This is a genomic window from Streptomyces sp. NPDC014733 (assembly GCF_043083385.1).
Taxonomy (GTDB): Bacteria; Actinomycetota; Actinomycetes; order Streptomycetales; family Streptomycetaceae; genus Streptomyces.
In genome coordinates this window covers 15748-37163 of record NZ_JBIBYO010000001.1, presented here as the reverse complement: position 1 = coordinate 37163, position 21416 = coordinate 15748, and the positions used below count along the sequence as shown (strand labels likewise).

17 protein-coding genes are annotated in these 21416 nt (G+C 72.2%); 15 read left to right on the top strand and 2 right to left on the bottom strand.

Annotated elements, in window-relative coordinates; translation table 11 throughout:
• The first annotated feature begins 81 nt into the window (after nt 1–81).
• The 5 genes from ACF1BH_RS00150 to ACF1BH_RS00130 all read left to right on the top strand — a co-directional run bounded on the left by ACF1BH_RS00150 (nt 82) and on the right by ACF1BH_RS00130 (nt 6837).
• Nucleotides 82–1944: an acetolactate synthase large subunit gene (locus ACF1BH_RS00150; RefSeq protein WP_391640121.1), complete on the top strand. Its 1863-nt coding sequence runs from the start codon at nt 82–84 to the stop codon at nt 1942–1944.
• Nucleotides 1945–1979: 35 nt separating this feature from the next.
• Entirely contained in the window at nt 1980–2504 is a 525-nt protein-coding gene (gene ilvN / locus ACF1BH_RS00145; RefSeq protein ID WP_143942544.1) for an acetolactate synthase small subunit, read from the top strand.
• Nucleotides 2505–2632: 128 nt separating this feature from the next.
• Nucleotides 2633–3631 (top strand): ketol-acid reductoisomerase, encoded by a 999-nt coding sequence (ilvC, locus tag ACF1BH_RS00140; protein WP_391640120.1) that lies wholly within the window; start codon nt 2633–2635, stop codon nt 3629–3631.
• A 279-nt stretch (nt 3632–3910) separates the two neighbouring features.
• Nucleotides 3911–5497 carry a phosphoglycerate dehydrogenase gene (gene serA, locus ACF1BH_RS00135; protein WP_391640119.1) on the top strand — a complete coding sequence of 529 codons (1587 nt, stop codon included), beginning with the start codon at nt 3911–3913 and terminating at the stop codon, nt 5495–5497.
• A gap of 308 nt (nt 5498–5805) precedes the next feature.
• Nucleotides 5806–6837 carry a PRC and DUF2382 domain-containing protein gene (locus ACF1BH_RS00130; protein WP_391640118.1) on the top strand — a complete coding sequence of 344 codons (1032 nt, stop codon included), beginning with the start codon at nt 5806–5808 and terminating at the stop codon, nt 6835–6837.
• A 151-nt stretch (nt 6838–6988) separates the two neighbouring features.
• Here the strand turns inward: ACF1BH_RS00130 and ACF1BH_RS00125 are convergent, their stop codons facing one another.
• Nucleotides 6989–8338 carry a helix-turn-helix domain-containing protein gene (locus tag ACF1BH_RS00125; protein WP_391640117.1) on the bottom strand — a complete coding sequence of 450 codons (1350 nt, stop codon included), beginning with the start codon at nt 8336–8338 and terminating at the stop codon, nt 6989–6991.
• Between the two features lie 278 nt (nt 8339–8616).
• Here ACF1BH_RS00125 and ACF1BH_RS00120 point away from each other — a divergent pair, with 278 nt between their 5' ends.
• The 6 genes from ACF1BH_RS00120 to ACF1BH_RS00095 all read left to right on the top strand — a co-directional run bounded on the left by ACF1BH_RS00120 (nt 8617) and on the right by ACF1BH_RS00095 (nt 14620).
• Nucleotides 8617–9543: a proline dehydrogenase family protein gene (locus tag ACF1BH_RS00120; protein ID WP_391640116.1), complete on the top strand. Its 927-nt coding sequence runs from the start codon at nt 8617–8619 to the stop codon at nt 9541–9543.
• 142 nt (nt 9544–9685) lie between these two features.
• Nucleotides 9686–11317 carry an L-glutamate gamma-semialdehyde dehydrogenase gene (pruA, locus tag ACF1BH_RS00115; RefSeq protein ID WP_391640115.1) on the top strand — a complete coding sequence of 544 codons (1632 nt, stop codon included), beginning with the start codon at nt 9686–9688 and terminating at the stop codon, nt 11315–11317.
• 419 nt (nt 11318–11736) lie between these two features.
• The gene (locus tag ACF1BH_RS00110; RefSeq protein ID WP_281179980.1) at nt 11737–11868 is read left to right on the top strand and encodes a hypothetical protein; all 132 of its coding nucleotides are present in this window, start codon (nt 11737–11739) and stop codon (nt 11866–11868) included.
• Nucleotides 11869–11993: 125 nt separating this feature from the next.
• Complete coding sequence (locus ACF1BH_RS00105) at nt 11994–12692, top strand: TetR family transcriptional regulator (RefSeq protein ID WP_391640114.1); 699 nt, start codon at nt 11994–11996, stop codon at nt 12690–12692.
• A gap of 39 nt (nt 12693–12731) precedes the next feature.
• Nucleotides 12732–13511, top strand: a complete 780-nt coding sequence (locus ACF1BH_RS00100; RefSeq protein ID WP_391640113.1) for an SDR family NAD(P)-dependent oxidoreductase — start codon at nt 12732–12734, stop codon at nt 13509–13511.
• Nucleotides 13512–13579: 68 nt separating this feature from the next.
• Nucleotides 13580–14620 carry an NAD(P)-dependent alcohol dehydrogenase gene (locus ACF1BH_RS00095; RefSeq protein WP_391640112.1) on the top strand — a complete coding sequence of 347 codons (1041 nt, stop codon included), beginning with the start codon at nt 13580–13582 and terminating at the stop codon, nt 14618–14620.
• Nucleotides 14621–14626: 6 nt separating this feature from the next.
• On the opposite strand, the gene ACF1BH_RS00090 is transcribed toward ACF1BH_RS00095, so the two are convergent.
• Nucleotides 14627–16228: a purple acid phosphatase family protein gene (locus ACF1BH_RS00090; RefSeq protein ID WP_391640111.1), complete on the bottom strand. Its 1602-nt coding sequence runs from the start codon at nt 16226–16228 to the stop codon at nt 14627–14629.
• Between the two features lie 129 nt (nt 16229–16357).
• Between ACF1BH_RS00090 and ACF1BH_RS00085 the strand changes: the two genes are divergently transcribed.
• The 4 genes from ACF1BH_RS00085 to ACF1BH_RS00070 all read left to right on the top strand — a co-directional run bounded on the left by ACF1BH_RS00085 (nt 16358) and on the right by ACF1BH_RS00070 (nt 21392).
• Nucleotides 16358–17398: a 3-isopropylmalate dehydrogenase gene (locus ACF1BH_RS00085; RefSeq protein WP_391640110.1), complete on the top strand. Its 1041-nt coding sequence runs from the start codon at nt 16358–16360 to the stop codon at nt 17396–17398.
• A 344-nt stretch (nt 17399–17742) separates the two neighbouring features.
• Nucleotides 17743–18828 (top strand): branched-chain amino acid aminotransferase, encoded by a 1086-nt coding sequence (locus ACF1BH_RS00080; RefSeq protein ID WP_391640109.1) that lies wholly within the window; start codon nt 17743–17745, stop codon nt 18826–18828.
• Between the two features lie 183 nt (nt 18829–19011).
• Nucleotides 19012–19701 (top strand): urease subunit gamma, encoded by a 690-nt coding sequence (ureA, locus tag ACF1BH_RS00075; protein WP_391640108.1) that lies wholly within the window; start codon nt 19012–19014, stop codon nt 19699–19701.
• Nucleotides 19701–21392 carry an urease subunit alpha gene (locus ACF1BH_RS00070; RefSeq protein WP_391640107.1) on the top strand — a complete coding sequence of 564 codons (1692 nt, stop codon included), beginning with the start codon at nt 19701–19703 and terminating at the stop codon, nt 21390–21392. The genes ureA and ACF1BH_RS00070 overlap by 1 nt, the downstream gene beginning before the upstream one ends.
• Nucleotides 21393–21416: the final 24 nt, after the last annotated feature.

The following is a 21416-nucleotide window of genomic DNA, read 5'->3' as shown; positions in this document are numbered from 1 at the left end:
TGCCTCCTGGCACGAGGGGTTTTTTGTTGCACCAGACCCCCCAAACCCCGCCAAAACCCTCAGCTTCGAGAAGAGACGCAGATGACCGAGCAGGCCACCGGGGCCCACCATCCGCAGCAGCGGACCCGTCACGCCCAAGGAGCGCAGCGCACCGCCGCCGTCGAGCACGTCACGGGTGCGCAGTCCCTCATCCGCTCCCTGGAAGAGGTGGGGGCCGACACGGTCTTCGGCATTCCCGGTGGTGCGATCCTTCCGGCGTACGACCCGATGATGGACTCCGCGAAGGTCCGGCACGTGCTGGTGCGGCACGAGCAGGGCGCGGGCCACGCCGCCGTCGGATACGCCCAGGCCACCGGCAAGGTCGGGGTCTGCATGGCCACCTCGGGCCCCGGTGCCACCAACCTCGTCACGCCGATCGCCGACGCCCACATGGACTCCGTCCCGCTGGTCGCGATCACCGGTCAGGTCGCCTCCGGCGCGATCGGCACGGACGCCTTCCAGGAGGCGGACATCTGCGGCATCACGATGCCGATCACCAAGCACAACTTCCTGGTCACCGACCCCGCCGAGATCCCGCGGACGATCGCCGAGGCGTTCCACATCGCCTCCACCGGCCGCCCCGGCCCGGTCCTCGTCGACATCGCCAAGGACGCGATGCAGGCGCAGACCGTCTTCGCCTGGCCGCCCCACACCGAACTGCCCGGCTACCGCCCCGTCACCAAGCCGCACGCCAAGCAGATCCGCGAGGCGGCCCGGCTGATCGTCGAGTCGAAGCGCCCGGTGCTCTACGTCGGCGGCGGCGTGATGAAGGCGGGCGCCACCGCAGAGCTGAAGGTGCTGGCCGAGCTGACCGGCGCGCCCGTCGCCACCACGCTGATGGCGCTCGGTTCGTTCCCCGACACCCACCCGCAGCACGTCGGCATGCCCGGTATGCACGGCTCGGTCACCGCCGTCACCGCGCTCCAGAAATCCGACCTGCTGATCACCCTCGGCGCCCGCTTCGACGACCGCGTCACCGGCAAGCTGGACTCCTTCGCCCCGTACGCCAAGGTCATCCACGCCGACATCGACCCCGCCGAGATCGGCAAGAACCGCGTCGCGGACGTGCCGATCGTCGGTGACGCCCGCGAGGTCATCGCCGATCTGATCGTCGCCGTCCAGGCGGAGCACGAGGCCGGTCACCGCGGCGACCACGCCGCCTGGTGGACGGACCTCAACCGCTGGCGCGAGACGTACCCGCTGGGCTACGAACTCCCCGAGGACGGCAGCCTCTCCCCGCAGCAGGTCATCGAGCGCATCGGCAAGCTCGCCCCGGAGGGCACCATCTACGCCGCGGGCGTCGGCCAGCACCAGATGTGGGCCGCCCACTTCATCGACTACGAACAGCCCTCCACCTGGCTCAACTCCGGCGGCGCCGGGACGATGGGATACGCCGTCCCCGCCGCGATGGGCGCCAAGGCGGGTATGCCCGACCGCACCGTCTGGGCGATCGACGGCGACGGCTGCTTCCAGATGACCAATCAGGAACTGACCACCTGCGCGCTGAACAACATCCCGATCAAGGTCGCGATCATCAACAACGGCGCGCTCGGCATGGTCCGCCAGTGGCAGACGCTCTTCTACAACCAGCGCTACTCCAACACCGTGCTGCACAGCGGTCCCGACGCCGAGCCCGCCGACGGCGCGCCGCGCGGCACCCGCGTCCCGGACTTCGTCAAGCTGTCCGAGGCGATGGGCTGTGTCGCCCTGCGCTGCGAGGACCCGGCCGAGCTGGACACCGTCATCGCCAAGGCCAACGCCGTCAACGACCGGCCCGTCGTGATCGACTTCATCGTCCACGAGGACGCTCAGGTCTGGCCGATGGTGGCCGCCGGCACCTCCAACGACGAGGTCATGGCCGCCCGCGGGGTGCGCCCCGACTTCGGCGACAGCGCGGACGACTGAGACCGGGACGTCACGGAAGATAGAGAGAAGACGACATGTCCAAGCACACGCTCTCCGTCCTGGTGGAGAACACCCCCGGCATCCTCGCCCGGATCGCCGCCCTGTTCTCCCGCCGCGGCTTCAACATCGACTCCCTCGCGGTCGGTGTCACCGAACACCCCGACATCTCCCGCGTCACCATCGTGGTGAGTGTCGAATCGCTCCCCCTCGAACAGGTCACCAAGCAGCTCAACAAGCTCGTCAACGTCCTGAAGATCGTCGAGTTGGAGCCGGGTCACGCCATCCAGCGTGAGCTCGTCCTCGTGAAGGTCCGCGCCGACAACGAGACCCGTTCGCAGATCGTCGAGATCGTCCAGCTCTTCCGCGCCAAGACCGTCGACGTCTCACCCGACGCCGTCACGATCGAGGCCACCGGCTCCAGCGACAAGCTGGAGGCGATGCTCAAGATGCTCGAACCCTTCGGCATCAAGGAGCTGGTCCAGTCCGGCACCATCGCCATAGGGCGCGGCGCCCGGTCCATCACCGACCGTTCGCTGCGCGCCCTGGACCGCACGGCCTGACCCCCGCGGGCACCGTCCGACCTGCGCAGACGCCGCCCGCCCCGCTCGCATCGCGAGACCCCGAAACCTTCCGCACGCTGCCCGACGTACTGTGTGGGCAACCAGCTAGATCCAAGGAGATACCCGAAGTGGCCGAGCTGTTCTACGACGCCGATGCCGACCTGTCCCTCATCCAGAACCGCAAGGTCGCGGTCCTCGGTTACGGCAGCCAGGGCCACGCCCACGCGCTGTCGCTGCGTGACTCGGGTGTCGACGTGCGCGTCGGCCTCCACGAGGGCTCCAAGTCCAAGGCCAAGGCCGAGGAGCAGGGTCTGCGCGTCGTCACCCCCGCCGAGGCGGCGGCCGAGGCCGACGTCATCATGATCCTGGTGCCGGACCCGATCCAGGCGAAGGTCTACGAGGAGTCCGTCAAGGACAACCTCAAGGACGGCGACGCCCTGTTCTTCGGCCACGGCCTCAACATCCGCTACGGCTTCATCAAGGCCCCGGCCGGCGTGGACGTCTGCATGGTCGCCCCCAAGGGCCCCGGCCACCTGGTCCGCCGTCAGTACGAGGAAGGCCGCGGCGTGCCCTGCATCGCCGCCGTCGAGCAGGACGCCTCCGGCAACGCCTTCGCGCTGGCCCTCTCGTACGCCAAGGCCATCGGCGGCACCCGCGCCGGTGTCATCAAGACCACCTTCACCGAGGAGACCGAGACCGACCTCTTCGGCGAGCAGGCCGTGCTGTGCGGCGGTACCGCCGCGCTGGTCAAGGCCGGTTTCGAGACGCTGGTCGAGGCGGGCTACCAGCCCGAGATCGCGTACTTCGAGTGCCTGCACGAGCTGAAGCTCATCGTGGACCTCATGTACGAGGGCGGCCTGGAGAAGATGCGCTGGTCGATCTCCGAGACCGCCGAGTGGGGCGACTACGTCACCGGCCCGCGGATCATCACCGACCAGACCAAGGCCGAGATGAAGAAGGTCCTGGGCGAGATCCAGGACGGCACCTTCGCCAACAACTGGATGGCGGAGTACAACGCCGGTCTGCCGAAGTACAACGAGTACAAGAAGGCCGACGAGAACCACCTCCTGGAGACCACGGGCAAGGAGCTGCGCAAGCTCATGAGCTGGGTCGACGACGAGGCGTGAGCATCCGGGTGACGGGGGCCGCGGGCGGTGCCGCGGCCCCCGTCACCCTTGTGGCCGCGGGCCCGCACACGCGGGCCCCGGCCGCCTTGTCCACCCCGTAGAACCCCGCACGGGTGATCCTTACGCTCCGGCGCAGGAGAAGCCCCGGGCCGCCACTACACTGCCAGGCACAAGCGCGTCAGGCTCACAACGTCGTGCGTCTTCACGCGGCTGCCCCCTTCACCGCCTTCGGCCGTCGGGACGGCCGTCCGCGAAGGACTAGTGAGGACTGAAGACCACGTGAGCAAACCCGTCGTACTCATCGCCGAGGAACTGTCGCCCGCGACCGTCGACGCGCTCGGCCCCGACTTCGAGATCCGGCACTGCAACGGCGCCGACCGCGCCGAGCTGCTGCCCGCCATCGCCGAGGTCGACGCGATCCTCGTGCGCTCCGCGACGAAGGTCGACGCCGAGGCGATCGCCGCCGCGAAGAAGCTGAAGGTCGTCGCCCGCGCGGGCGTGGGCCTGGACAACGTCGACGTCTCCGCCGCCACCAAGGCCGGTGTGATGGTCGTCAACGCCCCGACCTCCAACATCGTCACCGCCGCCGAGCTGGCCTGCGGTCTGCTGGTGGCCACCGCGCGCAACATCCCGCAGGCCAACACCGCCCTGAAGAACGGCGAGTGGAAGCGGAGCAAGTACACCGGCGTCGAGCTGAGCGAGAAGACCCTCGGCGTGGTCGGCCTCGGCCGGATCGGCGTGCTGGTCGCGCAGCGGATGTCCGCGTTCGGCATGAAGGTCGTCGCCTACGACCCCTACGTCCAGCCGGCCCGCGCCGCGCAGATGGGCGTCAAGCTCCTCTCGCTGGACGAGCTGCTGGAGGTCTCCGACTTCATCACCGTCCACCTGCCCAAGACCCCGGAGACGGTCGGTCTGATCGGCGACGACGCGCTGCACAAGGTCAAGCCGTCGGTCCGGATCGTCAACGCCGCGCGCGGCGGCATCGTCGACGAGACGGCCCTCGCCGCCGCCCTCAAGGAGGGCCGGGTGGCCGGCGCCGGTCTCGACGTCTACGCCTCCGAGCCCTGCACCGACTCGCCGCTGTTCGAGTTCGACCAGGTCGTGGCGACCCCGCACCTCGGCGCCTCGACGGGTGAGGCACAGGAGAAGGCCGGGATCGCGGTGGCCCGCTCGGTGCGGCTCGCGCTCGCCGGTGAGCTGGTGCCGGACGCCGTCAACGTCCAGGGCGGTGTCATCGCCGAGGACGTCAAGCCGGGGCTCCCGCTGGCCGAGCGGCTGGGCCGGATCTTCACCGCGCTCGCCGGTGAGGTCGCGGTCCGCCTCGACGTCGAGGTGTACGGCGAGATCACCCAGCACGACGTCAAGGTGCTCGAACTCTCCGCGCTCAAGGGCGTGTTCGAGGACGTCGTCGACGAGACCGTGTCGTACGTCAACGCCCCGCTGTTCGCGCAGGAGCGCGGCGTCGAGGTGCGGCTGACGACCAGCAGCGAGTCGGCCGAGCACCGCAACGTCGTCACCGTGCGCGGCACCCTCGCGGACGGTCAGGAGGTGTCGATCTCCGGCACGCTCTCCGGCCACCGCAACACCCAGAAGATCGTCGCCGTCGGTGAGCACTCGATCGACCTGGCGCTCGCCGACCACATGGCGTTCCTGCGCTACGGCGACCGTCCCGGCGTCGTCGGCACCGTCGGCCGGATCCTCGGTGAGGCCGGGATCAACATCGGCGGGATGCAGGTCTCGCGGGCGGACGTGGGCGGCGAGGCGCTGGTCGCGCTGACCGTCGACGACACCATCCCGGCGAATGTGCTCGCGGAGATCTCGGACGAGATCGGCGCCTCCTCGGCGCGCGCCGTGAACCTCGGCTGAGCCGCACCGTTCCCGACGGGCCCGGATTCCGCTGCCGCGGGGTCCGGGCCCGTTCGCGTACCCGGGTGCCGTGCGGGCGGCCGGCCGCGAACGGTGCGCGTCCGGCCGGGTGAGCGGCCCGGTGGCTCCAGCCCCCTGCGTTCACCCGAATGGAGTAGTGACCGGGGTGGGCGGGAGCGCCGTCAGGACCGTCCGGGGGGCCTCGGAGCTGCCTGGCGGACCCGTTCCCGAGTCGCTGCGCGGGTCGGGGCGACGCGCAATGGGAAATGCGCGTGCCCCCTCCGGCGCGTGCGGAAGGAGAAGACGCCATGAATGCACCCCTGGGTGACACCCCTCAGGACCTCACCGGCCTGCACGTGGTCGATGCGGAGGGCGCCAAGGTGGGCTCGGTCCAGCAGGTCTACCGGGACGACGCCACCAACGTCCCGGAGTGGATCACCGTGCGGACCGGGATGTTCGGGATGAAGGAGACCTTCATCCCGCTCGCCGGGGCCCGGCGGGTCGACGACGAACTGCATGTTCCGCACACGAAGGACACCATCAAGGAGGCGCCGCGGATCGACGCGGACGGGCACCTCGACCCCTCCGAGGAGGATGAGCTCTACCGCCACTACGGGCTGACCCGGCCGGGGACGACCGGCGGCCCCAAGGGCGCCGACACCGGCAGTCCGGCCGGCACCACGACCGGTACGCCGGGGACGATGAAGGGCGCCGGCCTGGCGGGGGGCGTGGCCGCCGGGACCGCCGCGGGCGCGGGCGCCGGGATGGCCGCCGGGCACCGTACCCGGGCCGGGGAGCGCGACCGCACGATGGCCGAGGGCGAGCGCGCCGCTCGCACCGAACACACCGGCCGGCCGATGGCCGGCGCCGGGATGTCCCGCGGCCGTGCGGAGGGCGAGGCCCCGGAGACCGGGAAGACCCGCGAACAGGTCCCCGAGATCGTGCTCTCCGAGGAGCGGATCCAGATCGGCACCGAGGAGCGCGAGGCCGGCCGGGCGCATCTGCGCAAGCACGTGGTGACCGAGGACGTGCACCGCACCGTCCCGCTCAGCCACGAGGAGGTGCGGCTGGTCCGGGAGAAGATCAGTGACGAGGAGCGGATGCGCGGACGCACCGCCCCGCGGCTCGGCGAAGGCGAGGTCGAGGTCGTCCTCCACGAGGAGGAGGCCGTGGTCACCAAGCGGACCGTGCCGGTGGAACGCGTACGGCTGGAGACCGAGCGGGTCACCGAGCAGCGGGAGATCAACGCCGAACTCCGCAAGGAGGAAGTGGAGTTCGACAACGGTATGTCCACCCGCAAGGGAGAGCGCAAGGGACCGGGGCCGGAGCGCCGCCGGTAGCCCGGGTGGGGCGTCGCACCCGGGGGAGTGGCGGGGGCCGGCGCCCGGCCCCCGCCCGCCCGCGACGGCGCGGCGCCGCACCCGACGCCGCCGGGCACCCGGGCCGGTCCGACGCCGCCGGGCACCCGGGCCGTTCCGGGGCCCGACGCCGTTACAGCCGTGAAGCCTTCAGCCCCATGTGCAGCAGCAGCCGGTCCTCGCCGTCGTCCAGATCGAGGCCGGTGAGCTTCTCCACCCGGCCCAGCCGGTAGTAGAGCGTCTGCCGGTGGATGCCGAGGACCTGCGCGGTGCGGCCGGCCTGACCGGCGCAGTCGAGGAACGCCTCGGCGGTGCGGGCCAGTTCGGTGTGGGCCGGGTCCAGCAGCGGCCGCACGGAGGCGTCCGGGGCTTCGGTGGGCAACGCGGTGAGCAGCCGGTACGAGCCCAGGGCCGCCCATTCCGCGACGGTGCCCAGCTTGGGTTCGGCGCGCGCCGCGCGGGCCGCGTCCAGCGCCTCGTGCCAGGCGCCCGGCAGCGCCGCCAACTCCGTGGTCCCGGCGGCGATTCCGGCGACCCCGGCGCCGATCCGGGCCTCCGGGTGCGGCTGCGTACGGGCGCTGCCGCGGCCCTGCTGCTGCGGGGCGACCGCGCCCGCGCGCGGGGAGCGCAGCAGATGTTCGGCGACGGTGTGCGCGGGCCCGAGCGCCCCCGGCGACCGCAGCCGTACCAGCGCGGCCAGCGCGGGGGCCGGCTGCCGCGGGCGCGGGGCGGTGAGCACGGGGATGCCGCGCGGCGGGGTGGTGCCGTCCAGCGGCAGCGTCCCCGGGGTGTCGGCCCGGCCGCCCGGCCCCTCCGGGTACATCGCGCACGCGGCCAGCAGCCCGGGCAGGCTCGGCGGCGGCGCGGCGTCGGTGTCGGTGGTGTCCCAGGGCAACACCGCCACCAGGGTCAGTGGCGCGCCCGGGGTGAAGCGCAGGGTGTCGCGGAGCGCGTCGCGCAGCAGGACGGCGCCCGCCGGGCGGTCCCCGGGGTGCGCCAGCAGCAGTTCGCGCAGCAGGTCGCCCAGCTCCGATCCGGCGCGGGCGTCCTCGGCCAGCAGTGCGCCGATCCGCGACGCGGTCTCCATGGCGTGCTCGATCCGCGGGTCCGGCGGGGTGTCCCGGCCGCCCAGCTCCAGATCGGTGAGGTGGCCGTCGTCCAGCAGCCAGACGTAGCCGTGCACGATGCCGCGGTGGCGTACGGGCAGACAGATCCGGCCTTTGAACACGCCCGCCGCCGGGTCCGGCGGGATACGCAGGGCGGACTTGGCGCGGGCGATCCCGAACGCCTCGAACCAGGCGCGCACCGCGGCCGACGAGCGCCGCTGGAGGATCGAGCGGGTGCGCACCGGGTCCATGACGAGATCGTCGTCGCCTTCGTGCGCACCGAACGCGATCAGCCCGAAATCGCGGTCCTCCAGGGTCGCGGGCGCTCCGAGCGCCGCTGAGATGTCGTCCACGAGCTGCTGGTAGTCGCCCCGCATCCGCCGGCCGTCTCCTTCCGTGTCACTTGCCTTACCCGCCCCCGTCCCCCCACAGCCCCCCCGCCGCCGTCATCGGCAGCCCGGCGGCTCGGCTGCCCCGCTCGCCGTTCATTTCATTGTCATACATCTGTCTGAGATCCGGGACACGAAGGCGTGACAGCTGTCGATGGCTGAAAGGTGGCGAGATCCTTAAGTTTCAGGTGGCTCACCTTGCCGCAGCGCCCGCCCCCAAACGGCGCCCGCCCGGCATTTGTCATCCTGAATCGTGGAGGTGCCCCATGCTGGGTCCCGTGCTTCTCGCCGCCGCGCGCAGCGACAGCATCCGCCGCATCGTCGCGGCCGCTCCGATCACCCGCCCGGTGGTCGACCGATTCGTCGCCGGTGAACGGCTCGACCAGTCGATGGCCGTCGTGCGGTCGCTGGCCGCGCGGGGGATGGAGGTCACCCTCGACCACCTCGGCGAGGACATCACCGACCCCTCCGAGGCGCTCCGCAACCGCGACGCCTACCTCCGGCTGACCGAGGCGCTCTCGGAGCAGGACCTCGGCACCAAGGCCGAGATGTCGGTCAAGCTCTCGGCCTTCGGCCAGGCGCTGACCGGCGGCCACGAACTGGCCCTCAAGAACGTCCTCCCGGTGGTCGAGGCCGCCGCCGAGGCCGGTACGACGGTGACCCTCGACATGGAGGACCACACCACCGTCGACTCCACCCTCGCCATCCTCTCGGAGCTGCGCCAGCGTTTCCCGCAGACCGGCGCCGTCGTCCAGTCCTACCTCTTCCGTACCGAGGACGACTGCCACGCACTGGCCGGCGAGGGCTCCCGGGTCCGGCTGGTCAAGGGCGCCTATAAGGAGCCCGCGACCGTCGCCTTCCAGGACAAGCGCGAGGTCGACAAGGCGTACGTGCGCTGCCTGAAGATCCTCATGGCGGGCGACGGGTACCCGATGATCGGCTCCCACGACCCGCGGATGGTCGCCATCGGCCAGGACCTCGCCCAGCGCAACGGCCGCAAGCCCGGCGACTACGAGTTCCAGATGCTCTTCGGGATCCGCGAGGCCGAGCAGGAGCGCCTGGTCAACGAGGGCCACCGGATGCGCGTCTACATCCCGTACGGCACCGACTGGTACGGCTACTTCATGCGACGCCTCGCCGAGCGCCCCGCCAACCTGGCCTTCTTCCTCCGGTCGCTCGCCACCCGCGGCTGACGGCCCCGGACGGGTCGGCGCGGGTGGATGCTGGAGGGTGGGACACGAGTCCCACCGCAGCGCCCGCGCCGCCCACCCGCAGCGGCGCTGCCGCTCGCACCACGATGGAAACCGACGTCGAAACGAAGGAGACACGGCCGTCATGGACGCTGTGACCCACGTCCCCGCCCCGTACAACGAGCCGGTGCACGGCTACGCCCCCGGCTCCCCGGAGCGGGCGCGCCTGGAGGCCAAGCTCAAGGAGCTCGCCGGTAACCCCGTCGAGCTGCCGATGACCATCAACGGCGTCAAGCGGATGGGCGGCGGCGAGCGCTTCGACGTCGTGCAGCCGCACAACCACAAGGCCGTCATCGGCACCTACGCGAACGCCACCAAGGCCGACGCGCAGGAGGCGATCGACGCCGCCCTGGCCGCCGCCCCGGCGTGGCGCGCGATGTCCTTCGACGACCGCGCCGCGATCCTGCTGAAGGCCGCCGACCTGCTGTCCGGCCCGTGGCGCGAGACCATCGCCGCCTCGACGATGCTGGGCCAGTCCAAGACCGCCCAGCAGGCCGAGATCGACGCGCCCTGTGAGCTCGTCGACTTCTGGCGCTTCAACGTGCACTTCGCCCGGGAACTGCTCCAGGAGCAGCCCCCCATCCAGCCGAACGGCGTGTGGAACCGTCTGGACCACCGCCCGCTGGAGGGCTTCGTCTACGCGATCACGCCCTTCAACTTCACCGCCATCGCCGGCAACCTGCCGACCGCCCCGGCGCTCATGGGCAACGTCGTCGTGTGGAAGCCGTCCCCGACGCAGACCCACTCGGCGATCCTGCTGATGGAGCTGCTGGAGGAGGCGGGTCTCCCCAAGGGCGTCATCAACCTCGTCACCGGTGACGGCAAGGAGGTCTCCGAGGTCGCGCTGCCGCACCCGGAGCTGGCCGGCGTCCACTTCACCGGCTCGACCGCCACCTTCCAGTACCTGTGGAAGGCCGTCGGCGAGAACATCACCAACTACCGCTCCTACCCGCGTCTGGTCGGCGAGACCGGCGGCAAGGACTTCATCGTCGCCCACCCGACCGCCGACCCGGCGATCCTGAAGACCGCCATCACCCGTGGCGCCTTCGAGTACCAGGGCCAGAAGTGCTCCGCGGCCTCCCGCGCCTACGTCGCCCGCTCCACCTGGGAGGGCGGCCTCAAGGACGCGCTGGTCGCCGAGGTCGACGGCCTCACCATGGGTGACGTCACCGACCTGTCGAACTTCATCGGCGCCGTCATCGACGACCGCTCGTTCGCCAAGAACAAGGCCGCCATCGACCGCGCCAAGGCCGACCCGACCTGCGAGATCGTCGCCGGTGGCACCTACGACGACTCGGTCGGCTACTTCGTCCGCCCGACCGTCATCGTCTGCTCGGACCCGGAGAACGAGGTCTTCAAGACCGAGTACTTCGGCCCGATCATGGCCGTCCACGTCTACGAGGACGCCGACTTCGACAAGACGGTCGAGCAGATGGAGTCCGCGTCGGCCTACGCGCTGACCGGCGCCGTCCTCGCCAAGGACCGGGAGGTCGTCGCCGAGGTCTCCGACAAGCTCCGCTTCGCGGCCGGCAACTTCTACATCAACGACCGCCCGACCGGCTCCATCGTCGGTCAGCAGCCCTTCGGCGGCGGCCGCGCCTCCGGCACCAACGACAAGGCCGGCTCGAAGTTCAACCTGCTGCGCTGGATGTCCCCGCGCGCCATCAAGGAGACGATGGTCGCCCCGACGGACTACCGCTACCCGCACATGGGCTGACGCCCCCGGACACCGGGCGGCGGCCCCTGAACCCGCCCGGTGGTCACCGGCCTGCGACCTCCCCCCAGTTCGCCGGTGACCCGCGGTTTTTCCTGCCGCGCGAAGCGCCCCTGGCCCGACCGGCCGGGGGCGCTTCGCGTGTACCCGGCGGGGCCCGGTACGGGCCGCCCGACGCCCGTTCGGGGCGCTGCCGTCTCAGATAGTAGGAAGACCAAGTAATTGTGCAGACATCACGGCTCCGCTCGCCTAGCGTTGTAGGAGCCGAACGAATCGCTCCATCGAGCGACGGCGGATGCGGCCCGCGCTGAGGGCAGGTGACCCCTGCCGCGCCGGCCCCCGCCCCTCCGGCCTTCCGAATGATGTGACCCTTTCGCCCGGTGCGCCCGGGCCGTGGGGCCTAGGTATGGGAGACGTGCATCATGGCCGAGACCGCCGTCCGCAGGACCCGTCACTCCGCCCGCCGTACCAACGACGCCGACCGCAAGAACGCGGCCGCCGCCCTCCAGCGCGCCCTCGACCGCCGCGACAACGGCGGCACGACCGGGCACTGAGCCCCACGGGGGCGCGGCCGGCGCGGCCGCGCCCCGCTCGCCGATCCGGCCGGGCCGGCGCCGCCCCCGCAGTGTCCCAACGGGCCAGATGTCCCATTGGGACATTGTGCGTGTACGATGGCGGCATGAGCACGGAGGAAAGCGGAGCAGAGCGGCCCGACCGGCGGTCCCGGAGGTCGCGCCGTACCCGTGAGGCGCTGGCGCAGGCAGCTCTGGAGCTGGTGCTCGATCGCGGGCTGCGGGAGGTCGGCGTCGAGGACATCGCCGAGCGCGCCGACGTCGCCCGGCGCACCTTCAGCCGCTACTTCACCGGCAAGGAAGAGGCCGTCGCCGACTGCATCCGCGCCGACGCCGACCGCATCAACGACGCGCTGCGCGCCCGGCCCGCGGCCGAACCGCCGCTCGCCGCCTACCGCGCCGCCGTCCTCCACTGGGTCGCCGACCCGGTGCACCCGGCCTGGCACCGCCGGCCGCACGTCTTCGCCCTGCTGACCCTCGCCGAGCGGGAGCCCACGCTCTACGCCGCGCTCCAGCACGCCCGCGTCGCCGCCCAGGACGACTCGGTGGCGATCCTGGCCGACCGGATGGGCACCGACCCGGCCGTCGATCTGCGGCCCGCCGTACTCGTCGGCGCCGGGGCGGGAGCCCTGGTCGCCGCGGAGCACGCCTGGGTCCGCGGCGGCGAACTCGCCGCCCTGCCCGCACTCGTCGAGCGCGCCTTCGCCGCCCTGGCCGACGCGCTCGGACCCGCCGCCCCGGCGGCGCACCCCGGGGAGCCCGACCGGCTCCCGCAGCACCACGAAGGACCCGCCCGGGAACCCTGAGACCCAGGGCCCGCCACGGTCCACCAAGGATCTGAGCACATGCAGCAGCACAACGCCCCCGCCGTCGTCCCCGACGAGTTCGCCGGGAAGGCGGCGCTGATCACCGGCGGCGCCTCCGGCATCGGCCTGGCCGTCGCCCGCCGTCTGGTCCGCGGCGGCGCCGCCGTCGTCCTCGCCGACTTCGACGAGGCCAAGGCCCGCGCCGCCGCCGAGGAGCTGACCGCGGTCGGTGCCCGCGCCGCGGCCGTCGCCGTCGACGTCACCGACGCGGACTCCGTCGCCGCGGCCGTCGCCCGCACCGTCGAGACGTACGGCAGCCTCGACCTGGCGGTCAACAACGCGGGGATCGCCGGCCCGTCGGCGCCCACCGGCGCGTACGACGTCGACGCCTACCACAAGGTCATCGACACCAACCTCAACGGCGTCTTCCACTCGCTCCGCCACGAGCTGCCGGTGATGGCCGCCGCGGGCCGCGGGGCGATCGTCAACATGGCCTCGATCCTGGGGACCAACGGCTACGCCGGGTCCCCCGCGTACGTCGCCGCCAAGCACGGCGTCGTCGGTCTCACCAAGACCGCCGCCCTCGAATACGCCGACCGCGGCATCCGGATCAACGCCGCCGGTCCCGGCTTCATCGACACCCCGCTGCTGGCCCACGCCGACCCCGAGGGCCGCGCACACCTGATCTCGCTGCACCCGGCGGGCCGCCTGGGCACCGCCGACGAGGTCGCCGAGCTGACCGCGTTCCTGCTGTCGGACCGCGCGTCGTTCGTCAACGGCAGCTACCACCTCGTGGACGGTGGGTACTCCGCGCGCTGAGCCGCGCCGGCTCGGGGGAGTCGGGGGTACGGGGAACCTTTCGGGACACATCGAGAGAAGAGCGCGAGATGAAGGCTGTTCAGTACCGTGAAGTCGGCGGGGCGCCGCAGGTCGTCACCGTCCCCGACCCCGAGGCGGGGCCGGGGCAGGTGCTGCTGGAGGTGACCGCCGCCGGGGTGTGCCACTCCGACATCGCCGTGATGGGGATGCCCGCGGACGCGCTGCGCTTCCCGCTGCCGCTCACCCTCGGCCACGAGGGCGTCGGCACCGTCGCCGCGCTGGGCGCGGGCGTCACCGGGCTCACCGTCGGCGAGCAGGTCGCGGTCTACGGGCCGTGGGGCTGCGGCCGTTGCGCGGCGTGCGCGCAGGGCCGGGAGAACTCCTGCCACCACGCCGCCGAGTTGGGCATCTTCCCGCCCGGACTGGGCGCGCCCGGTGCCATGGCGGAGTACATGGTCGTCGACGACGCGCGCCATCTGGTGCCGCTCGACGGGCTCGACCCGGTCGCGGCGGTCCCGCTGACCGACGCCGGTCTGACGCCGTACCACGCCATCAAGCGGTCGCTGCCCAAGCTGGTGCCGGGCTCGACCGCCGTGGTCATCGGCGCCGGGGGCCTGGGGCACGTCGCGATCCAGCTGCTGCGTGCGATGACCGCCGCGCACGTCATCGCGCTGGACGTCGCGGACGAGAAGCTGGCGCTCGCCCGCGAGGTCGGCGCGCACGAGACGGTGCGCTCCGACGCGCACGCCGCCGCCGCGGTCCGCGAGCGGACCGGCGGCCTCGGCGCCCAGCTGGTGCTGGACTTCGTGGGCGCGCCGCCGACCACCGCCGCGGCCGGGGCGATGGCCGCGCCGGAGGCGGACGTCACGATCGTGGGCCTGGGCGGCGGCGCGCTGCCGGTCGGCTTCGGGACCACCGCGTACGAGGTGTCGGTCTGCTCGCCGTACTGGGGCAGCCGCGCCGAACTGGCGGAGGTGCTGGCGCTGGCCCGGACCGGCGCGGTCGCGGTGCACACCGAGACGTACGGCATCGACGAGGCGCCGCTCGCCTACGAGCGGCTGCACCAGGGGAAGATCACCGGCCGGGCCGTGATCCTCCCCCGGGGATGAGCCGGATCACCTCACCACCTCGAAGTGGTCGATCCGCGCACCGGACTCGGCGAGCGCGGTGACCTTCATCGTCGGCCGGTGGCCGGGGACGACCTCGACGGCGAGGAACGAGAAGCCGGTGTAGCGCACCCGGGACCACTCCACGGCCTCCTCCGCCTTCCCGCGGTCCTTCGTCCAGTGGTAGGTGTCCACGTGGTCGAGGTCCTTGACGTGCCCCTCGTAGCTGTCGGGGACGGGGAAGTCGTAGAGCGCCCGGCCCGCGCCGCCGGCGGTGACGTAGACGATGCCTTCGTGGCGCGGGTCCACCCGCTCGCCCGGGGGCATCCGCTTCGCCACCCGGCCGCCCTTGAGGGCGTCGGTGCGCTCGTAGACGTGGTTGTGGCCGTTGACGACGAGGTCGACGCGGTGCTTCTCGAAGAGCGGCAGCCAGGCGTCGCGGACCCCGCCGTCGGAGGCGTGCGCGGTGGTGGTGGAGTACGCGCAGTGGTGGAAGAAGACGACGACGAAGTCGATGCCGGGGGTGGCGCGCAGCTCGCCCAGGCGCCGGTCGAGCCAGCGGGTCTGACGGCCGCCGGTGTAGCCCTGGTTGGCGGGGATCTCGTAGGAGACGTCGTTGGCGTCCAGGGCGACGACGGCGGTGTTGCCGTAGGTGAAGGAGTAGACGCCGGGTGCCGCGTCCGGGTCGGGGCCGTTGCCCGGCAGGGTCCAGCGGGCGTTCTGGCCGCCGTAGCCGTGGGGGGAGTACCACGCCTCCATGTCGTGGTTGCCGGTCGTGACCATCCACGGCACGGACTTCGCCACCGACTCGGTCTGGGCGAGGAACTGGTCCCACACCCGCGCGTCGTAGGTGTCGTGCTCGGAGCCCTGGCCGTCCGGGTCGGCGTAGCAGAGGTCGCCGGCGTGCAGATGGAAGGCGGGGTTCTGGCCCAGGATCAGCTGGTCGTTGGCGAGCGCGTGGTAGCTGACGCCCTGGTCGCCGAAGGCGGTGAAGATGAACCGCTCGGCACGCGCCGGGGCGGTGCGGAAGGTGCCGACGGTGGAGAAGTGGCGTGCGTCCGCCGGGTCGAAGCCGTCGTGGCCGACGCCGTAGTAGTACGTGGTGCCCGGGCGCAGTCCGTCCAGCGCCGCGTGCAGGTAGAACTGGTCGACCGCGGGCAGCTTCGACGACAGTGACGGGGTGTGCAGATCGCGGACCTCCGCCGGGATCTTGCGGCCCAGGTCCCACGGCTCCAGCCCGACCCGCAGATACGGCCGCCGCACCGCGAACGGCACCTGCCAGCCGACCCGCATCTGTGTCGTCGGGTCGGCGCCGAACGCCAGATGGCGGGCGAACGGGGCGACCAGCGCACCGTCCACCGGCGCGGTGCCCGAGGTGAGCAGCGTGGGGGTGGCGACGGGCGCGGCGTAGGCCGAACCGGCCAGCAGCCCGCCGCCGGCGACGGCTCCGGCGCCCGCCGCCGAGGTGCGCAGCAGGCCCCGCCGGGTCAGCTTCGTCCGCAGGTACGCGTGCTGTTCGGGCATGCTCATCCGGGCCGCGAGCCGTTCCGGGATGCCCATGCGCGGCAGCTGCGAGGGCTGGGGGGCGCTCCCCCGGGAGTCTCCAGTCATGGCCCCGAATGTCCCAGCGCGACCCGACCGCGGTGGGTCGGTGAGGTGAACGGCGGCTGACCGGCTCCCCATGTGTCCGCATGGCGGACGCCGCGTGTCAACGAATGGGACGACGAGTAGGGTCCAGACATGTCTCGCAGCATTCGCCTCGCAGTGATCCCCGGTGACGGTATCGGCCCGGAGGTCGTCTCCCAGGGCCTCAAGGTCCTGTCGGCCGTCCTCCCGCAGGACGTCAAGGTGGAAACCAAGGAGTACGACCTCGGCGCCAAGCGCTGGCACGCGACCGGTGACACCCTCCCGGACGAGGAGCTGGCGGCGCTCAAGGAGCACGACGCGATCCTCCTGGGCGCGATCGGTGACCCGTCCGTCCCCTCCGGCGTACTGGAGCGCGGACTGCTGCTCAAGCTCCGCTTCGCCTTCGACCACTTCGTGAACCTGCGGCCGTCGAAGCTCTTCCCCAACACGGCCACGCCGCTGGCGGGGCGCCCGGACATCGACTTCGTCGTCGTCCGCGAGGGCACCGAGGGCCCCTACACCGGCAACGGCGGCAGCCTGCGCACCGGCACCCCCGCCGAGGTCGCCACCGAGGTCAGTGTCAACACCGCCTACGGGGTGGAGCGGGTCGTCCGGGACGCGTTCGCGCGGGCCGCCGCCCGGCCCCGTAAGAAGCTGACGCTGGTCCACAAGAACAACGTGCTGGTCCACGCCGGGCACATGTGGAAGAAGATCTTCGACAAGGTCGGCGCGGAGTACCCCGAGGTCACCACCGACTATCTGCACGTCGACGCCGCGACGATCTTCTTCGTCACGCAGCCCGAGCGGTTCGACGTCCTCGTCACCGACAACCTCTTCGGCGACATCCTCACCGACCTCGCCGCCGCCGTCACCGGCGGGATCGGCCTCGCCGCCTCCGGGAACATCAACCCGACCGGCGAGTTCCCCTCGATGTTCGAGCCGGTGCACGGTTCCGCGCCGGACATCGCGGGCACCGGCAAGGCCGACCCGACCGCCACGATCCTCTCGGTCGCCCTGCTCCTGCGCCACCTCGGTCTCGACGCCGAGGCGGTCCGCATCGAGGAGGCGGTCGCCGCCGACCTGGAGGCCCGCGACGGCACGGCCCGCACCACCGACGAGATCGGTGACCAGCTCGCCGCACGCGTAGCGGGCTGACGCCCGCGCCGTACCGCCACACCACGGAGCGCCGGGCCGGCAGGGCCCGGCGCTCCGTGCCGTATATCCCGTGTACACACCACCGGCCCGGTGGGATGCTCGGTGGAAACCGGTCCGCACCGGCGTACGCCGGGCAACAGGACCCGCGCACGCCCGTTCCGGACCCGGACACCCGCGCGCGATAATCGGACATGGACCGCCGGCCGCGACGACGAGGCCCCCTGACGCCAGGGACCACCCCGCGCCCCGGGGCGCGCGGCCGTACCAACCGCACCGGTGCCGCACCCCGAGCACTCCCCGGCCCCGCCCGCCGGCTCCGGAAGACGCAGTGAAGGAACGCATTCATGACGACGCCCACGATCGAACTCAAGCCCTCCGCGAACCCGCTGTCCGACGCCGAGCGGGAGCGGATCCTTTCGGCCCCGGGTTTCGGCCGGCACTTCACCGATCACATGGTGACGATCAAGTGGACGGAGGGCCGCGGCTGGCACGACGCCCAGCTCGTCCCGTACGCGCCGCTCTCCATGGACCCGGCGAACATGACGCTCCACTACGCGCAGACGATCTTCGAGGGGCTGAAGGCGTACCGCCGCCCCGACGGCAGCGTGGCCACCTTCCGCCCGGACGCCAACGCCCGCCGCTTCCAGGACTCCGCGCGCCGTATCGGCATGCCCGAGCTGCCCGTCGAGACCTTCATCGCCGCCTGCGACGCGCTGGTCGCCCAGGACAAGGCGTGGGTGCCCGCCTCCGGTGAGGAGTCGCTCTACCTGCGGCCGTTCATGATCGCCAGTGAGGTCGGGCTGGGCGTCCGGCCCGCCAACGAGTACCTCTTCATCGTCATCGCCTCCCCGGCGGGCGCCTACTTCGCCGGTGGCGTGAAGCCGGTGTCGGTGTGGCTGTCGAAGGAGTACGTCCGCGCGGTGCCCGGCGGCACCGGCGCCGCCAAGACCGGCGGCAACTACGCCGCCTCGCTGGTCGCCCAGGCCCATGCCGCCGAGCAGGGCTGCGACCAGGTCGTCTGGCTGGACGCGATCGAGCGCCGCTGGATCGAGGAGATGGGGGGCATGAACCTCTACTTCGTCTTCGGCGACCGCATCGTCACCCCGGAGCTGACCGGTTCGCTGCTGCCCGGCATCACCCGCGCCTCGCTGCTCTCCATCGCCGCCGACCTGGGCTACGAGGTCGCCGAGGGGCGGATCAGCGTGGAGGACTGGAAGGCGGGCGCCGTCGACGGTTCGCTCACCGAGGTCTTCGCCTGCGGTACCGCCGCCGTGATCACCCCGGTCGGTTCGGTGAAGTCCGCCGACGGTGACTGGGACGTCGCCGACGGGCAGCCCGGTGAGGTGACCATGAAGCTCCGCAAGGCGCTGCTGGACATCCAGACCGGCGCGGCCGCCGACCCGCACGGCTGGATGCACCCCCTGGGCTGATCCCTCCCGCGCACGAACGGGCCGCCACCCCTATGGGTGGCGGCCCGTTCCGCGTTCCGGGAGGGGTGAATTAGAGCAGTGATCAATGACACGAATCCTTCCTGCATCAAGCTCCCTGGCACCCCTTCCGTAGTTCTGCTCCTCACATTAGAGTGACGCTCAAATCGAGCTGGAGGTGTGAGGATGCGGCTGACCCCGACGGAACGCGACCGGCTGCTGCTGTTCGGCGCCGCGGAGCTGGCGCGGGCGCGCCGGGCCCGCGGGGTACGGCTGAACGTCCCCGAGGCCACCGCGCTGATCGCGGACACCGTCTGCGAGGCGGCCCGGGACGGGCGCCGCCTCGCCGAGGCGATCGAGGCGGCGCGCTCCGTGCTCGGCCCGGACGACGTGCTGCCCGGCGTCGCCGACGTCGTCACCGAGGTGCATGTCGAGGCGGTCTTCGACGACGGCTCCCGGCTCGCGGTGGTCAGCGATCCGATCCGCGGGGCGGTGCCCGACCCGTACGGCCCCGGCGCCGTCCTGCCGGGACCGGCGGATCCGGAGCCCGTACCGGCGCTGCGGCTCACCGTCCGCAACACCGCGACGGTGCCGGTCAGCGTCACCTCGCACTTCCACTTCTTCGAGGCCAACCCCCGGCTGGAGTTCGACCGCGCCGCCGCCTACGGCATGCGGCTGTGCGTCCCGGCGGGCTCGTCGGTGCGGTTCGACCCCGGTGGCGCCACCGAGGTCGGGCTGGTGCCGATCGGCGGCGACCGCGTCGCGATCGGCTTCGCCGGACTCGTCGACGGGCCGCTGGACGCGCCGGGGGCCAAGGCCGAAGCGCTGCGGCGGGCCGCCGCCTGCGGCTACCTGGGAGCGGAAGGACAGCGGTGATGACCGGAATGGATCCCCACGAGTACGCCTCGGTGCACGGGCCGCGCGCCGGTGACCGGGTCGTCCTCGGCGACTCCGGGCTCGTCGTCCGCGTCGAGTCCGATGCCCAGAAGCCCGGCGACGAATTCCTCGCCGGATTCGGCAAGACCGCCCGCGACGGGCTCCACCTCAAGGCCGCCGCCGTCCGCGACACCTGCGACATCGTGATCAGCAACGTCCTGGTCATCGACGCGGTCCAGGGCATCCGCAAGATGTCCATCGGCATCCGCGAGGGGCGGATCGCCGCCGTCGGACGGGCCGGGAACCCGGACACCCTCGACGGCGTGGACGTCGTCGTCGGCACCGGCACCACCATCGTCTCCGGTGAGGGGCTGATCGCCACCGCCGGAGCCGTCGACACCCACGTCCATCTGCTCTCCCCGCGGGTGATGGAGGCGTCGCTCGCCTCCGGCGTCACCACGATCATCGGCCAGGAGTTCGGCCCGGTCTGGGGCGTCGGCGTCAACTCGCCGTGGGCGCTGGGGCGGGCGTTCGGCGCATTCGACGCCTGGCCGGTCAACATCGGCTTCCTGGGCCGCGGTTCGTCCTCCGGCGCGGCGCCGCTGGTCGAGGCGCTGGCCGAGGGCGGTGCCTGCGGCTTCAAGGTCCACGAGGACATGGGCGCCCACACCCGCGCCCTGGACACCGCGCTGCGGGTCGCCGAGGAGCACGACGTGCAGGTCGCGCTGCACAGTGACGGCCTCAACGAATGCCTCTCCGTCGAGGACACCCTCGCCGTCCTGGACGGCCGCACCATCCACGCCTTCCACATCGAGGGCTGCGGCGGCGGACACGTCCCCAACGTCCTGAAGATGGCGGGCGTCCCGAACGTCATCGGCTCCTCCACCAACCCCACCCTCCCCTTCGGGCGGGACGCCGTCGCCGAGCACTACGGCATGATCGTCTCCGTCCACGACCTCAAGACCGACCTGCCGGGCGACGCCGCCATGGCCCGCGACCGCATCCGCGCCGGGACGATGGGCGCCGAGGACGTCCTCCACGACCTGGGCGCCATCGGCATCACCTCCTCCGACGCACAGGGCATGGGCCGCGCGGGCGAGACCGTCCGCCGGACCTTCGCGATGGCCGGGAAGATGAAGGCGGAGCTGGGCCCGCTCGACGGCGACGGACCGCACGACGACAACGCCCGGGTGCTGCGCTACCTCGCCAAGCTGACCCTCAACCCGGCGCTCGCGCACGGCCTGGCGCACGAGATCGGGTCGATCGAGACCGGCAAGATGGCGGACATCGTGCTCTGGCAGCCGCGGTTCTTCGGCGCCAAACCGCAGCTGGTGCTGAAGTCCGGGTTCCCCGCGTACGGCGTCACCGGCGATCCGAACGCCGCCACCGACACCTGCGAACCGCTCGTCCTGGGCCCGCAGTTCGGCGCGCACGGCGCCGCGCCCGCCGACCTCTCCGTCGCCTTCGTCTCCCGCGCCGCCGCCGAGGCCGGCGGCGACCATCTGCCCACCCGCCGGCGCCGGGTCGCCGTCCGCGGCACCCGCGGCATCGGCCCCGCCGACCTCGTCCGCAACTCCCGGATCGGCGAGGTGCAGGTCGACGCCCGCAGCGGACTGGTCACCCTCGACGGCGAGGCGATGCGCTCCGACCCGGCCGCGTCCGTCTCCCTCTCCCGCCTGTACTTCCTGTGAGCCGCCGGGCGCGCGCCACGGCAC

Excerpts from the sequence above, each read along its gene's own strand:
- ACF1BH_RS00150 (WP_391640121.1), top strand. The coding sequence starts at position 82 with ATGACCGAGCAGGCCACCGGGGCCCACCATCCGCAGCAGCGGACCCGT.
- ACF1BH_RS00095 (WP_391640112.1), top strand. The coding sequence starts at position 13,580 with ATGAAGGCTGTTCAGTACCGTGAAGTCGGCGGGGCGCCGCAGGTCGTC.
- ACF1BH_RS00105 (WP_391640114.1), top strand. The coding sequence starts at position 11,994 with ATGAGCACGGAGGAAAGCGGAGCAGAGCGGCCCGACCGGCGGTCCCGG.
- ilvN (WP_143942544.1), top strand. The coding sequence starts at position 1,980 with ATGTCCAAGCACACGCTCTCCGTCCTGGTGGAGAACACCCCCGGCATC.
- ureA (WP_391640108.1), top strand. The coding sequence starts at position 19,012 with ATGCGGCTGACCCCGACGGAACGCGACCGGCTGCTGCTGTTCGGCGCC.
- ACF1BH_RS00080 (WP_391640109.1), top strand. The coding sequence starts at position 17,743 with ATGACGACGCCCACGATCGAACTCAAGCCCTCCGCGAACCCGCTGTCC.
- ACF1BH_RS00120 (WP_391640116.1), top strand. The coding sequence starts at position 8,617 with ATGCTGGGTCCCGTGCTTCTCGCCGCCGCGCGCAGCGACAGCATCCGC.
- ACF1BH_RS00090 (WP_391640111.1), bottom strand. The coding sequence starts at position 16,228 with ATGACTGGAGACTCCCGGGGGAGCGCCCCCCAGCCCTCGCAGCTGCCG.
- ACF1BH_RS00125 (WP_391640117.1), bottom strand. The coding sequence starts at position 8,338 with ATGCGGGGCGACTACCAGCAGCTCGTGGACGACATCTCAGCGGCGCTC.
- ACF1BH_RS00085 (WP_391640110.1), top strand. The coding sequence starts at position 16,358 with ATGTCTCGCAGCATTCGCCTCGCAGTGATCCCCGGTGACGGTATCGGC.
- ACF1BH_RS00110 (WP_281179980.1), top strand. The coding sequence starts at position 11,737 with ATGGCCGAGACCGCCGTCCGCAGGACCCGTCACTCCGCCCGCCGTACC.
- pruA (WP_391640115.1), top strand. The coding sequence starts at position 9,686 with ATGGACGCTGTGACCCACGTCCCCGCCCCGTACAACGAGCCGGTGCAC.
- ACF1BH_RS00130 (WP_391640118.1), top strand. The coding sequence starts at position 5,806 with ATGAATGCACCCCTGGGTGACACCCCTCAGGACCTCACCGGCCTGCAC.
- ACF1BH_RS00070 (WP_391640107.1), top strand. The coding sequence starts at position 19,701 with ATGACCGGAATGGATCCCCACGAGTACGCCTCGGTGCACGGGCCGCGC.
- ACF1BH_RS00100 (WP_391640113.1), top strand. The coding sequence starts at position 12,732 with ATGCAGCAGCACAACGCCCCCGCCGTCGTCCCCGACGAGTTCGCCGGG.